This window comes from Mycobacterium sp. E2238, assembly GCF_001672665.1.
GTDB lineage: Bacteria > Actinomycetota > Actinomycetes > Mycobacteriales > Mycobacteriaceae > Mycobacterium.
In genome coordinates, this window is the sequence record NZ_LZKF01000112.1 from 1 (window position 1) to 14,517 (window position 14,517).

Below are 14,517 nucleotides of genomic sequence, written 5' to 3' on the forward strand. Positions count from 1 at the left end.
GGCGGGGCCGCCTGCGGGTTGTTCCCCGCATCGGTCGGCTGAATGCCCGTCACGCCGCCCCCTCCGGCCGGTCCACCGGGGTCGCCGCCGCCCGCGGCGGTTCCGCCGGTCGCGGACGGGTCGGTGACGCTGTCTCCGGCCAAAGCCGCTGCGCTGCAAGAGATCCAGACGGCGCTGGGCGCGGCCAAGGACGCTCAGAAGAAGGGCGATTTCGCCGGTTACGGCGCCGCCCTGCAGCGGCTGGACGACGCGATCACCAAGTACAACAACACCAAATAGCTTGCCTTCGTGGTCTGCTGAGCCGCCCTGCGTTAACTGACTACCTGGCCAGACAAACAGATATTGGTTTCTCGGCACTCGGCATAGATCGGACGTGTTCGTGCGTTGCTATTACGGGGCGTGATCTCGTTGCCGGCAACGGCAGGCTAAAGGAGTCGATGGTGGGCCAGTCCGAAACGGATCGGATGACCGAGCCTATGGCCGGGGGTAGGCATGCGGGCGCGACGGGCGGCTCGTTTCGCCACGACGGTCGCGGCGTCATCGAGAGCGCATTTGAACTGCTGGAACACGTGGGTGCGTTGGAACCGGTGCGGCTGCTTGAGTTGGCGAATGCGAGCGGGATCCCGCGGGAGACGGTCCGTCGACTGCTGCAGCAGTTGATCGCCGTCGGGGCGGTCAGGCGTGACGGTACCCGCTACCGACTCGGCGCGAGCTTGTTGGGGTTGGGTTCGCGGGTGAGCCCGGAGCGGCAATTGCGCGTGGTCGCCCGGCGACCGATCGCCGAACTCGCGACCGCCACGGGGGCTGCGGTTCAGTTGTCTGCGGTGATCGGCGGGGAACCGGTGTTCCTGGACGCGGTGGACGCCCGCGTACCGGTGGGATTCACAGCCGAACCCGGAGCCAAGGTACCGTCGGGCACCGCGGCGGCGCGCGCCTATGCCGAATTAGGCCGTGCCGCACCAATAGTGGATGCCGGCGGCGTACACGCGAATCTCAGCTGTGTTGCCGTAGCGATTCCTCTCGGCGGCAATGCGGCGGCAGCCGTGTCGACTGTCATCGCCCAACGGCGCCCTCCGCTCGGACTGCTGGCTGCCACCAGGGCGACCGGGACCCGCATCGTCAGCCTCCTTCGCACGCCGTGAAAGGGTGACCGGCGGGAAAACCCACTGAGTGGGCACGGGCTGGCCGTGGCCCCCGTCGCTTCTTAACGTCACAAGTGTGACGGGAGATGCGGCCAAGAACGGCGCGGAAGTATTACTGGCGCAGCTGCAATCTCAGGGCGTGGACTGCATTTTCGCCTCTCCCATCGCCGTGATGGCACCGGTGTGGGAAGCGCTTGCCCGGCGGGCCGATGACATGACGCTGCGCTACTTCCGATGTCGTCATGAGTTGCTTGCGGTAAGCCTGGCATCGGGCTACTACAAGGCCACCGGCCGAAGCCAGATCGTCTTCTTGCCGACATCACTGGGAGTTCAAAACGCGTCGATGGCGCTGAGCACCGCGCTGCAGGAGCGCACACCGATGACGGTGCTGTCGCCCGACACGCTGAGCTATGGCGATGACCCCGACGGGGATCCTGGTGCCGAATGGCCCTCACTGCTCACTGACCATGCTGGCCCGGCCCGCCATGGCGAAGTCGTCGTCAAGTGGGCGAAGCGCGCACGCACGCCTTCGGATCTGGTTCATGAACTCCGGCGCGCCTGCTTCATCGCCGAGTCCGTCCCAACGGGACCAACGTTGCTCGAGGTTCCATTTCAGTTGTTGATGGCCGACGGTCACCCTGAAGTCCCCGCCTGGGTTTCCCCGGCACCGATTGTCGCGACACCAGAACATATCGACCGAGTGGCCGAAATTCTCGTGGGCGCCACCAATCCCGTCATCATCACCGAACACGGCGGGCGCACCGACGCTGACCGCAACGCCCTAAAAGAAATTGCCGAGGCAGTGTCGGCGCCCGTATTCGAATTCTGGAATCCCGCCTATCACAACTTCCCGCGGTCGCATCCGCTGTACGGGGCGGGGCCGGTGGAAGCGGTGTTGGGCGAAGCCGACGCCGTACTCCTGGCCGGCTGCAACGGACTATGGCACCCGCCAAATGCGGTGTTACGCCCAGGATGCGCCGTCATCCACCTCGAGCAAGACCCGCTGCGCCCGCGAGCCGCCTACTGGGGATACCCCACCACCGAGGCGGTCGCGGGCGACCTCTCGCTCAACCTGGCTGGCCTCGCGTCCAATCTGCGAACGCGGTCGGCTGCACGGGCCGAGGCCGGCGAGCGGTGGGCCGGCTTTACGCAGAGCATCCGCGCCCACGGCATCGAAGAGGCCCGCCAATTGGCCTCGCAGGCAACCGATTTCGTGCCAGCAGCCAGCTTGTTCGGCGCGTTGCACGATGCGCTGCCCGAGGACGCGATCTGTGTCGATGAGATCACGTCTCAAGTGCCGCAGATGATTCAGTTCCTATACGCCCGCAAGCCTTTCCAGCAGTATCGCGGATGGGCCGGGGCGCTGGGCACCGGGCTGGGCACCGCGCTCGGCGTCAAACTGGCGCGCCCCGGTCAGCCGGTCGTCTGCATCGTCGGCGACGGGGCGTGGCACTACAATCCCGTTCCGGCTGCCCTCGGATTCGCAGAGGAACACGGCGCCCCGCTGTTCATCGTGCTGTGCAACAACCGGCAGTACGCATCCCAGACCCGGAATCTCCTCAAGTACTACCCCGATAGCGCCGCGGTCCGCGAAGCGAACTTCGTCGGCAACGTCATTGAGCCAATGCCCGACTACGTGAAGCAGGCCGAAGCCTACGGCGGCACGGGTGAACGCGTGCAGAAACCCGACGAGCTGGCCGGGGCGGTGAAGCGCGCCCTCGAAGCCGTCGCGTCCGGACAGACGTTCTTGCTCGACGTCATCGTCCAACCGTAGGAGCCAAATGAGTACGACCGATGCGATAGGCGCGGCCGCCGACGGTGTGCCGTTGATCTGGAACGGGGCGGTGCAACATCGTCCGGCTTTGATCGTGCGGGCCGAGTCACCGGGCGACGTACAGCAAACCATCCGTGTGGCGCGTGACCGAGGGATGCGGCTGTCGGTGCTCGGCGGCGGCCACGACTGGGCGGGTCGCGCTGTATGCGACGGCGGTCTGGTGATCGACATGTCCGGGATGCGAAGTGTCACCGTCGATAGCGGGGCCCGGGTCGCAACAGTGGGTGGGGGTGTCATCGCCGCCGACCTGATCGACGCGGTCGCGCCGTACGGGCTGGTCGCCGCTACCGGCAACTGCGGCGGCGTTGGCATCACCGGCCTGACACTCGGCGGGGGCTACGGGCCGCTCAACGGGCGGTTCGGCCTTGCATCAGACAACCTGCTCGGCGCCGAGGTTGTGCTGGCGGATGGTCGGATCGTGAAGGCCGACGCGACTCATGAGCCGGAGCTTTTCTGGGCGCTGCGCGGTGGTGGCGGCAACTTCGGCGTGGTCACTTCCATGCGGGTGCAATTGCATCCGCTCGACCGGTTGATCGGCGGAATGATCCTGTTTCCGTGGTCGCAGGGCGCGACGGTGTGGCGTGGGCTGGATGAGGTGTTGTCGACGGCACCGGATGAGTGGACCGTGCTGAGTGGACTGATGTCGGGCCCGGACGGAAATCCGGCCGTTTTTCTAGCCCCGGCCTGGAGCGGCGATCTTCTTTCAGGCCAAGCCGCCGTCGATGCGCTCACTAAACTCGGAACGCCGCTGAGCGGTCAGGTCGCGCCCATGACGTACCGCGAATGGCTGAGCCTATTCGACGCATGGGATGTCCGTGGACAGTGCTGGGCGATCAACACTCGCACGATCGCGGGCTACACACCAGAGGTCATCGACGCGCTCCTCGAGATCGGCCGGACACTGACCCCGCCGCGCAGCGGCATCTCCATCCATCACTGTCATGGCGCGTCGACCCTCGTCGCCCCGGACCAGACCGCGTTCGCCAACCGCCGCCCACATTTCGTCGTCGAGATCATCGCCGGCTGGGAGGGCGGGGACAGCGTCCGTCATCGCGCCTGGGCCGACGCGGCCTCGGCCGCACTTGCCCCACACGCGCTTCCCGGCGGCTACGCCAACCTGCTCGTGCCCGGCGACCATGAGCAGATCGCAAATGCTTACGGCGAGAACGCCATTCGACTCGTCGCCGCCAAGAAACACTACGACCCCGATGGCGTTTTCACCGCCATTCCACTTCCCGGCGTAAGCGAGGGCAAGAGATCAAATGCCATACATCGCCGATAGTCCGCCGAGACCGAGCCGGAAGTTCCCGCCGGTCGCTTCTTGAAGCTCCCATGCGGTGGCCGCCGCGATGGAGGTGCTGCGCGGGCCAAGTCACCGCCCTGTCCAGCGGCTGCGGGACCGCCATCACATCAATGTGCATGACGGATCAGTATTTCCCCGTCATTCAGCAGCGGGACGCGGTCCGGAATCTGTCCCGGTACGCCTTCGGCGAGACGCCGAGCTGGTCGACGAATACCCGGCGGAGGCTTTCGGTGCTACCGAACCCGGCAAGGCGCGCCGTGTCGGCGACGCTGCGCCCGGCGTCGAGCGCGGCACGCGCGGCGTCGATGCGCACCATCTCGACGTAGCGGGCCGGCGTGGTGCCGAATTCGGACTGGAAAAGCCGGGTAAGCTGCCGCGTACTCAAGGACGCCTGGGCGGCAAGCGTTTTCACGCTGTGATTGGCCGCCGGGTCGGCCGAGATCGCTTCGGTGACCTTGCGCAGCGGGGACTGGGGCGGGGGTTCGGCCTCGACCAGCACCGAGAATTGCGACTGGCCGCCCGCCCGCTTGAGATAGACAACCAACCATCGGGCCACTTCGCGGACCAGCTCGGTGCCGTGATCCATCTCGACGAGCGCCAGCGCCAGGTCGATGCCCGACGACACCCCGGCCGAGGTGAACACGTCGCCGTCGCGGACGAAAAGCGCGTCCGGCTCGACGGCGACGTCGGGAAAAGCGCGGGCGAACAACCGGGCTTCATGCCAATGCGTGGTGGCGCGCCGGCCGTTGAGCAGGCCGGCCTGCGCCAGGATGAACGAGCCCGTGCAAATCGAGGCCAGTCGTCGGGTCCGCTCCGCGGCCGACTTGACCGCGTCGACAAGCGCGGGATCGATCGCCCGCCGCGGCAGGTTGTCGCTGCCGGCGACCATGATGATGTCGGCCGACTCGATCGACGAAAGCGCGTCCGTGACGCCCAACCGGGCGCCGATCGAGGTCGTGACGTCGCGGCCGTCCACCGATGCGATCTTTATGTGATAGTCGGCACCGAATCGGTTGGCTTCGGCGAATACCTCCCCCGCTCCCGCGACGTCCAGCATCGTCACGTCGTCGAAGACGACGATGACCACAACCCGCGACCGCACACCGGCTTCAGCCACGGTCCCATTGTCGCAATCTGTGGGAAAGATGTCGCACCGGCCCGCGGTGACCGGCTAGCGATTGACGATCGCGTCGCGTTCTGTGGTGAAGACGGCTCAAAAGCCCCAGGTGCTCACAGCCGGACGCCCGGAGACTAACAGCCAGTATCGCCCAACTCAGGAGGTTGATCGTGGTCACCCAGCCGATCGAAGCCATCGCCGACATCGTCGTCCCGGACACCAAGCTGGTGCGCGAGGTCACCGACTACATACGCGACGCCGAAGACGATCTGCTCTTCGACCATTCCCGCCGGGTATTCCTGTTCGGTGTGCTGCAGGGCCGGCGCCGGGGACTGCAGCCGGACCTCGAATTGCTATACGCCGGGGCGATGTTTCACGATTTGGGACTCACCGATCGCTACCGCACCTCCACTCTGCGCTTCGAGGTGGACAGCGCCAACGCGGCGCGTGATTTCCTGTTGGAACGCGGGGTCGACCAGGCCGACGCCGACAAGGTGTGGCTGGGCATCGCGCTGCACACCACGCCCGGCATCCCCGAATTCCTCGAACCCGAAATCGCCTTGGTCACAGCGGGTGTCGAAACCGACGTGCTGGGCATCGGCCGCGAGGACCTGTCTCCCGATGCAATCGCCGCCGTGACGGCCGCCCATCGGCGGCCGGACTTCAAGCGGCGCATCCTGGCCGCCTTCAACGACGGCATGAAGCACCGCCCGCACACCACGTTCGGCACGGTGAATGCGGATGTGCTGCAACACTTCGACCCGGCGTTCCGGCGTGACAACTTCGTGGAGATCATCCTCGACAACTCATGGCCCGAATAGGCGCCGCCCGGCTCGGTGGGTGATGTCGCGAACTGTTCCGCCCGTCGACGATGCTGCGGATCCGCGAAAGCGGTTGTAATCAACGAGATAAGGACACCATGCAACGAAGCGAGAACGACGCCTGCGATCTGGCCACGAGCGTGAGCGCCACCCGACACGATCACGGCGCCTAAGGACGCGTTGAGAACACATGTCGACTTACGTGCTGATTCCCGGTGCCTGGCACGGAGCCTGGTCGTGGCGGCCGGTCGTCGAGCGGCTTCGCGCGGCGGTCACCGGGTGATCACGTTGATGCTGCCCTGAATGACTGACGGTGATAACCCCTGGGGTTATCAGGCGGGGTCCGGCCCATCGTGGTTGCCGGGACGCACAACGGATTGCTCACCTGCCCCGACGAGGTGGCTAAGGCAATCCTCGCCGCTTGACCGGCCGCCTGATACGCCGCCGACGTCAGATTCTGTGGGAAAGACGGCCGGAACGGCACCGGTGAATGTTTGTGCCGCGTCGCAAGATGGAGGCAGCCAGCGAAGGAGGAGCGATCATGGCAATCCAGTCCATCGAAACCATTGCCGGCATCGTCATCCCCGACACGGCAGTCGTCCGGGACGCAACCGACTTCATTCGCGGCGCCGAAGACGACGTGCTCTTCCACCATTCCCGGCGCGTGTTCCTGTTCGGCGCGCTGCATGGGCGCCGCCTCGGCCTGGTTCCGGACCCGGAACTGCTGTACGTGGGCGCGATGTTCCACGACCTCGGCCTCACGGCGCGCTACGGCTCCTCGAGCCAGCGCTTCGAGATGGACGGCGCCGACGCTGCGCGCGATTTCCTGCTCGAGCGCGGCGTGGAAAAGTCCGACGCCGACAAGGTGTGGCTCGGCATCGCCCTGCACTCGACGCCCGAAGTTCCCGCACGTCTTTGCCCCGAAACCGCCTTGCTTGCAGCCGGTGTCAAGACCGACGTGGTCGGCGTGGGCCGCGACGACCTGGCCCCGGACGCCACCGACGCGGTGATCGCCGCCCACCCACGTCCCGACTTCAAGAACCGCATCCTTGCGGCTTTCAACGACGGGATGAAGCATCGTCCGGACACCACCTTCGGCACGATGAACGACGACGTGCTGGCGCACTTCGATCCCACGTTCAAGCGGGGGAACATGGTCGACTTCATTCTCGGCAGCAGCTGGCCCGAATAGCCGAAAGGAGCAGACAAATGGAGATCCACGAGGCGCTGTACACCACCAGGATGATGCGGCGGTTGCGGCCGGACCCGGTTCCGCTGGACGTGCAGGCGCGCATCCTCGACGCGGCCGTTCGCGCGCCCAACGGCGGCAACACGCAACGCTGGCACTTTGTGGCCGTTGACGATCCGGACCTGATTCGCGAGTTCGCCCAGCTGTTCCGCCAGGCCCGCGCCCTCGAATACGAGAAGTTCCGCACGGGGCAGGGACCGATGGTAGTGCCGGGGCCCGGCGCTGACCCGGCCGCGCACGCCGAGACGATGCGCCGAATCAAGGGCTCGGGGGATTACCTGGCCGACCATTTCGAAGAGGTTCCCCTGTTGCTTTTCGTCTTCGCCATCGACGACCTGGGCGGCGCCAACATCTACCCGGCGATCTGGAGTGTGTTGCTGGCCGCCCGTGCCGAGGGCGTCGGCGGCGTCATGACGATGGTGCTCAACAACTTCCGGGACAAGGTCAACGAGTTGCTGGGCGTGCCCGTCGAGGAAGGCTGGAAGATGTCGGCCATGCTGACGCTCGGCTACCCGCGGGGAAAGTGGGGCGTGGCAGCCAATCGCCGCCCCGTGCACGAGGTTTCGTCCCGGAACCGATGGGACGCGCCATTCGGTGTCGAGGTGCCGCAACCGCTGTGGTCGCCTCAAGAGGTCCCGCGGACCGGATTGGCCGCGGTCGGATAGTGGTGCGGCGGAACCATTCCGCCGCCGGGAGCGAGAGGACAGCGTGACATCAGCTAACAGTGCGGACGCGTTGGAAGTCTTCGGACCCGTCGTGGAATTCATGACCCCACCGGACGAAGATCAGTTGTGCGTCATGCGCGCGGTCATCCCGCCCGGGGTGGTGGTCCCGCTCCACAGTCACAACGACTTCGAGGATTTCTACATCCTGGCGGGCAGCCACCAGGTACTTGTCGAGGTCGGCGGCGGCCTTCAATGGCGCGATGCTCAGGCCGGAGAGTACGTTCGGGTGCCGGGCGACGTCCCGCACGCGCACCGCAACGTCTCGCGCGAACCCGCCGTCGACTTGATCATCACGACAGCGCGCATGGGCCGGTTTTTTCGTGAGGTCGGGCGGCCCGTGGGCTCCGCGCCACCGACCACCCGGGAGGTGGCGCGCTTCGTCGAGGTTGCGGCGCGTTACGGCTACCGGTTGGCGACGCCGGACGAAAACGCTGCGGTCGGCATCACCGTGCCCCCGTTCTCGGGGTGACGGGGCGCGAAACAAGGGGCGTGGCTGCGCAAGTGGAAATCGGTATAACAGGTCCGGGAGGTGGGTCACCAGGCCGGTTCGGGAAACCGCTTCCACTACCGTAGGAAGGCGGAGTCTTCGCACCAGATACGGTTTACCGGCCAGCGATGCAGTGGTATAGCGTCGGATCGTGCCTATCCCGATTGAGGTCGCGGGGTAAGCGGAGTCGTGGAGCTTATCGGCCGGCAAGCCGAAACGGCGGTTCTCGACCAGCTTGTCCAGGCGATATCCGCCGGGGAGAGCCGCGCGCTGCTGATCTACGGCGAAGCGGGCGTTGGAAAGTCCGCGCTACTGGACTACTTGGAGGCGAAGGCTTCACGCTGCAGTGTGATACGTGCGGCCGGTGTCCAGTCCGAGATGGAACTGGCCTTCGCTGCGCTGCATCAACTGTGCGGGCCGCTGCTCGACCACCTCGAGCGCCTTCCCGGGCCGCAGCGTGAGGCGCTGCAGACGGCGTTCGGCATTATCGCCGGACCGCCACCGGACCGGTTTCTGGTCGGATTGGCATTTTTGAGCATGCTCTCCGAGGCGGCGGACGAGCGGCCGTTGGTCTGCCTGGTCGATGACGAGCAGTGGCTTGACCGTGCGTCCGCTCAGGTGCTTTCGTTCGTGGCTCGGCGTCTGCTCGCGGAATCCGTCGGATTGGTCTTTGCCGCGCGAGTTCCGAGCCGTGATCTCGCCGGGTTGCCACACCTCGCGGTGGGTGGTCTGGCGGATCCTGAGGCCCGTGCGCTTTTGGACACGGTGCTGACCGGGCCGTTGGATGCGAAGGTGCGCGATCAGATCGTCGCCGAGACGCACGGCAATCCACTGGCATTGGTGGAGCTGCCGCGCGGACTGAGTAACCAGGAACTGGCGGGCGGATTCGGACTGCCCAGGGCCGCAAGGCTTTCCGGAACCGTCGAGGAAAGCTTTCGTCGGCGCATCAGTGCCATGCCAGATCCGACCCGCGAGCTGTTGCTTGTTGTGGCCGCGGAGCCGACCGGTGATCCGGCGTTGATTTGGCCGGCCGCGGCACAGCTGGGGATCGGCACCGACGCCGCAACGCCCGCGGTCGATGCCGGCCTGGTGGAGCTCGGCGCGCGGCTGTGGTTCCGGCACCCGCTAGCCCGTTCGGCGGCTTACCACTCGGCGTCGCTGTTGCGACGACAACGGGTCCACCGGGCCCTCGCCGGTGTCACGGATCCGGGGTCGGATCCAGACCGATGCGCCTGGCATCTGGCTCACGCCACGGCCAAGCCGGACGAGCACGTAGCGGCCGAGCTGCTTCGTTCCGCCGATCGCGCGCGCGCGCGTGGTGGCGTGGCCGCCGCGGCGGCCTTTCTTGAGCGCGCCACGGTTTTAACCGTCGACCCGGCCCAGCGAGCACAGCGGGCGCTCGACGCCGCGGCGGCCAAGGTCGAAGCCGGGGCATTCGACGCTGCGCTGGACTTGATTGCTCGGGCCGAGGCCGGGCCCTTGAACGACTTCCAGCGTGCACGCGTCGACCTGGTCCGCGCTCAGTTGGCCTTCGTCACCAACCGCGGCAGTGATGCGCCGTCGCTGCTGCTGAAGGCCGCCAAACAGCTCGAACGAATCAACTTAGCGCTTTCGCGCGCAACGTATCTGGAAGCAACGTCGGCGGCGATGTTCTCCGGTCGGTTGGCGGCCGATTGCGGGGTCGTGGACGTGGCCCGCGCCGCCGCGGCATCGCCGCGGCCGCCGATGCCGCGACCGTCCGACTTGCTGCTCGACGGCTACGTCGCACGCTTCACCGACCGGTACGCGGTGGCGGTGCCGATCTTGCGCCGCGCGGTCAGTGCCGCCCTCGCGTCGTCGGGCGAGGCGCTGCGCATTTTTTGGCTGGCGAGCATCGCCGCGCTGGACCTCTGGGATGACAAGAGCTGGGAGCTGCTCTCGGAGAGGCACGTCGCGGTCGCCCGCACCACCGGCGTGTTGACGGAACTGCCGCTCGCTTTGAGCATGCGAGCGATATTGCTTCAATTCGCCGGGGAACTGACGGCCGCGGAGGCGCTTGTGCAGGAAGTGCGGGTGGTGACCGAGGCGACCGGCGCCGGGCTCGCGCCTTACGGCGCCCTGCTGCAGGCCGCATTTCGCGGCGACCGGGCCGAGGTGTCTGCGCTCGTCGAATCGACGACGAAAGACGTTACACGCCGCGGTGAAGGTATCGGGTTAGCCGTAGGCGAGCGCGCGGAAGCGGTGCTCAACAATGGAATTGGAAACTACAAGGTGGCGATGGCCGCAGCGCAATGCGCGGTCAAACATCCAGCGGACCTGGGCGCATCGCCGTGGTGCCTGGTCGAGCTCGTCGAGGCAGCGATGCGCTGCGGCAGGGCCGACATCGCGACCGACGCCCTTGCTCGCCTTACGGAGATGACGGATGCCTGCGGAACCGATTGGGCGCTGGGTGTCCAAGCACGTTCGCGCGCGCTGCTTTCCGATGGTGCCGAGGCCGAGCGCCAGTACCTAGACGCGATCGCGCGGCTCGGGCGCACCCGCATTCGTGCGGAACTTGCCCGCGCTCATCTGCTGTACGGCGAATGGTTGCGTCGCGAGCGCCGTCGCACCGATGCTCGGGCGCAGCTGCGAATCGCGCACGGCATGCTCGACGCCATGGGAATGGAGGCTTTCGCCGAGCGGGCCGGCCGCGAGCTGCAGGCCACGGGGGAGACCGCGCGCAAACGCGCGACAGCTTCCGCCAATGGAGAACAGCTGACAGCGCAGGAAGCCCAGATCGCGCGGTTGGCCCGCGACGGGCTGTCGAACCCCGAGATCGGCGCGCGGCTATTCATCAGCGCTCGGACCGTTCAACACCACCTGCGGCAAGTGTTTACGAAGCTGGACATCAGTTCACGCAGCCAGCTCGATCGCGTCCTTTGATTCGCCGTCGACGGGTAACCGCGCTGTGTGCAGTGGGCTGGAGGCTCGGATAGCGTTGGTTCTGTGTCGCGGTGCGAGGGCACGGAGTTGAGGCTGATAGGTCGCCACGCCGAGTGTGGTGCTCTCGGTCGACTGGTGGCCGCGGTGTGCGACGGTGAGAGCCGGGCCCTGGTGGTGCATGGTGAGGCGGGTGTCGGCAAAACGGCGCTCTTGGAGTACCTGGCCGGGCAGGCGTCGGGCTGCAAGGTTGTGCACGCCGCCGGGATTCAGTCGGAGATGGAGCTGGCGTTCGCCGGGTTGCACCAGCTCTGCGCGCCCATGCTCGATCGACTGGCGCGCCTACCAGCGCCGCAGCGAGAAGCCCTGGAGACCGCATTCGGCATGAGCACCGGGTCGGCGCCGGACCAGTTCCTTCTCGGCCTGTCCGTCCTGAGCTTGCTGTCGGACGTGGCCGAGGAACAGCCGCTGCTGTGCCTGATCGACGATCAGCAGTGGCTGGACCGCGCCTCGTCGCAGATCTTTGCGTTCGTCGCCCGCCGCCTCGGCGCGGAAGCGGTTGGCGTTGTCTTCGCGACCCGAGTGCCCGGGGTGGAATTGGCCGGCCTGCCGGAGCTGGTCGTCAGCGGTCTGCCGAAAGGAGACGCGCGTGCGCTCCTGGACTCGGCATTGCCGGGGTCGTTGGACGGGCGGGTGCGCGATCAAATCGTCGCTGAGACGCGCGGCAACCCGCTGGCCTTGATGGAGCTGCCTCGCCGCATGACCTCGGCAGAACTGGCCGGGGGTTTCGGGCTGCCGGCAGCGGCGCCCCTTGCCGGTGCCGTCGAGGAGAGCTTCCGCCGTCGCCACGCCGCATTGCCCGCCGACGCCCAACTCCTGCTTCTGCTCGCAGCGGCCGATCCCACCGGCGACCCGGCACTGGTCTGGAGTGCCGCGGAGCGGCTTGGCGTCGCGGCCTCGGCCGCGGCCGAGGCCGCCGACGCGGGTCTGGCCGAGATCGGCACCCAGGTGCGTTTCCGGCACCCCTTGGCTCGCTCAGCGACCTACTGGTCGGCGTCGCCGGCCGAGCGCCGAGTGGTCCACGGCGCACTCGCGGCAGTTACCCATCCAACACTCGATCGCGACCGCCGGGTTTGGCACCTCGCCGAGGCCGCTCCCGGCCCGGACGAGGAGATCGCCGAGGAGCTGGAGCACTGCGCCGACCAGGTACGGGCGCGGGGTGGGCTTGCCGCGGCGGCGGCGTTCCTCGAACGCGCCGCGCGGTTGACGCTCGATCCGGGGCTGCGGGCCGGGCGGGCGCTCGCCGCGGCACACACCAAGGTGCAGGCGGGCGCCTTCGATGCGGCGGCGGCCCTGCTGGCGATGGCGAAAGCTGGGCCGCTCGACGATCTGCAACGGGCGCGCGTCGACCTTCTGCGGGCTCAAGTCGCGTTCGCCACGAGCCGGGGCGGCGACGCTCCACGCCTGCTGCTGATGGCCGCCAGGCGATTCGAGCCGATCGAGGCCGGCCTCGCCCGGGAGACCTACCTCGACGCCATCAACGCCGCGGCGTTCGCCGGCCGCCTGGCCAGCCGCGGCGGCGGGGTTCTCGAAGTGGCTCGAGCCGCAGCCGCGGCCCCGCAACCACCGCGCGGCCACCGCGCGCCCGACGTCCTTCTCGACGGCCTGGCGGTCAACTTCGTCGAGGGGTACGCCGCAGCGGTGCCCGGCCTGCGGGACGCGCTGACGGCGTTCGGCGCCGGCATGTCGGCGGACGAGGAACTGCGCTGGATGTGGCTCATCAACCTAGCGGCCCTGCACCTGTGGGATGACGCGCGCTGGGACGCACTATCGGTCCGCTACCTCCAGCTCGCGCGCAAGGTCGGCGCCCTGAACGAGCTGCCGCTCGCCCTGAGCACGAGGGCCATGATGCTGTTGTGGGTCGGTGACCTGACCGCCGCGAGCACGTTGATCGACGAGCAATCCACGGTCACGGAGGCGACGGGGAGCAATCTCGCGCCCTACACCGCGATGCGCCTCGCGGCGATGCGCGGCAGGAAAGCGCAGGCGTCCGCCCTGATCGAGGCCACCAACATGGAGGTGTCCAAGCGAGGCGAAGGCATCGGGGTGGCCTGCGCCGAGTGGACAAGGGCAGTGTTGCACAACGGCTTTGGCGATTACCCGGAGGCGATGGCCGCTGCCCAGCTGGCTCTCTACCATCAGGAGTACCCCGATGTGCGATACCCAGGCATTGCGAACTGGGCCGCGGCGGAGCTCGTGGAGGCGGCCGTACGTGGCGGGATGACCGAGACCGCGACCGTCGCTATTCGTTGGCTGGCCGAGATGACCGCCGCCAGTGGCACCGACTGGGCGCTCGGGGTGGAAAAGCGCTCGCGCGCACTGATGGCGGAGGGGGAGAACGCCGAGCGCCTCTACCGGGCGGCGATCACGCACTTCGGGAAAAGCCGTGTCCGCACCGAGCTCGCCCGAGCGCACCTGATCTACGGCGAATGGCTCGCCCGGGAACGCCGACGCGTCGAGGCGCGCGAGCAGCTGCACACCGCTCACCACATGCTGGAGACCATGGGTATGGCGGGGTTCGCGGAGCGGGCGCGGCGCGAACTGGAAGCCATCGGTGCAACCACCCGCAAGCGCACAGCCATCACGAGCACCGTTGAACTGACCGCCCAAGAGACCCAGATAGCCCGTCTGGCCCGCGAAGGGCTGTCTAACCCCGAGATCGGAGCCCGGCTGTTTATCAGCGCCAAAACGGTCCAGTACCACCTGCGCAAGGTCTTCGCCAAGCTCGGCATCACCTCCCGAAGCCAGCTCGACAATGCCTTGACCTAGCGGAGAAGTGGGCCGTTCATCCATCGACTAGCCACCGGCGGATGCGATTGCCGGCCCGTTGGCGCCAGGATCTCATTGACGCACAAGACGCACAAGACCAGCGGGACGGGAG

At 67.3% G+C, this 14,517-nt stretch carries 10 protein-coding genes and 1 pseudogene; 10 read left to right on the forward strand and 1 reads right to left on the reverse strand.

Annotated features, from left to right (window positions below):
• Nucleotides 1-45: 45 nt before the first annotated feature.
• From A5711_RS09620 to A5711_RS09635, 4 genes and pseudogenes are all read left to right on the forward strand, one after another.
• Nucleotides 46-279: pseudogene (locus tag A5711_RS09620) on the forward strand (hypothetical protein); the annotation flags it as partial.
• Between the two features lie 161 nt (nucleotides 280-440).
• Entirely contained in the window at nucleotides 441-1,142 is a 702-nt protein-coding gene (locus tag A5711_RS09625) for a helix-turn-helix domain-containing protein (protein ID WP_197501050.1), read from the forward strand.
• 28 nt (nucleotides 1,143-1,170) lie between these two features.
• Nucleotides 1,171-2,916, forward strand: a complete 1,746-nt coding sequence (locus tag A5711_RS09630) for a thiamine pyrophosphate-dependent enzyme (protein ID WP_082975694.1) — start codon at nucleotides 1,171-1,173, stop codon at nucleotides 2,914-2,916.
• 52 nt (nucleotides 2,917-2,968) lie between these two features.
• Nucleotides 2,969-4,258: an FAD-dependent oxidoreductase gene (locus A5711_RS09635; RefSeq protein WP_197520767.1), complete on the forward strand. Its 1,290-nt coding sequence runs from the start codon at nucleotides 2,969-2,971 to the stop codon at nucleotides 4,256-4,258.
• A 163-nt stretch (nucleotides 4,259-4,421) separates the two neighbouring features.
• Here the strand turns inward: A5711_RS09635 and A5711_RS09640 are convergent, their stop codons facing one another.
• A complete protein-coding gene (locus A5711_RS09640) occupies nucleotides 4,422-5,336 on the reverse strand; it encodes a GlxA family transcriptional regulator (protein ID WP_067945908.1) in 915 nt (304 codons plus the stop codon).
• A gap of 230 nt (nucleotides 5,337-5,566) precedes the next feature.
• Here A5711_RS09640 and A5711_RS09645 point away from each other — a divergent pair, with 230 nt between their 5' ends.
• The 6 genes from A5711_RS09645 (at nucleotide 5,567) to A5711_RS09670 (ending at nucleotide 14,405) form a co-directional block, all read left to right on the forward strand.
• Nucleotides 5,567-6,217 carry an HD domain-containing protein gene (locus A5711_RS09645; RefSeq protein WP_067945910.1) on the forward strand — a complete coding sequence of 217 codons (651 nt, stop codon included), beginning with the start codon at nucleotides 5,567-5,569 and terminating at the stop codon, nucleotides 6,215-6,217.
• 541 nt (nucleotides 6,218-6,758) lie between these two features.
• A complete protein-coding gene (locus A5711_RS09650; RefSeq protein ID WP_067945912.1) occupies nucleotides 6,759-7,409 on the forward strand; it encodes an HD domain-containing protein in 651 nt (216 codons plus the stop codon).
• 17 nt (nucleotides 7,410-7,426) lie between these two features.
• Nucleotides 7,427-8,131, forward strand: coding sequence for a nitroreductase family protein (locus A5711_RS09655; RefSeq protein ID WP_067945853.1), 705 nt, complete (start codon nucleotides 7,427-7,429; stop codon nucleotides 8,129-8,131).
• Nucleotides 8,132-8,174: 43 nt separating this feature from the next.
• Complete coding sequence (locus A5711_RS09660; RefSeq protein WP_067945855.1) at nucleotides 8,175-8,660, forward strand: cupin domain-containing protein; 486 nt, start codon at nucleotides 8,175-8,177, stop codon at nucleotides 8,658-8,660.
• A gap of 207 nt (nucleotides 8,661-8,867) precedes the next feature.
• Nucleotides 8,868-11,579: an AAA family ATPase gene (locus A5711_RS09665; protein WP_197520768.1), complete on the forward strand. Its 2,712-nt coding sequence runs from the start codon at nucleotides 8,868-8,870 to the stop codon at nucleotides 11,577-11,579.
• 93 nt (nucleotides 11,580-11,672) lie between these two features.
• Nucleotides 11,673-14,405: a LuxR family transcriptional regulator gene (locus tag A5711_RS09670; RefSeq protein WP_197520769.1), complete on the forward strand. Its 2,733-nt coding sequence runs from the start codon at nucleotides 11,673-11,675 to the stop codon at nucleotides 14,403-14,405.
• Nucleotides 14,406-14,517: the final 112 nt, after the last annotated feature.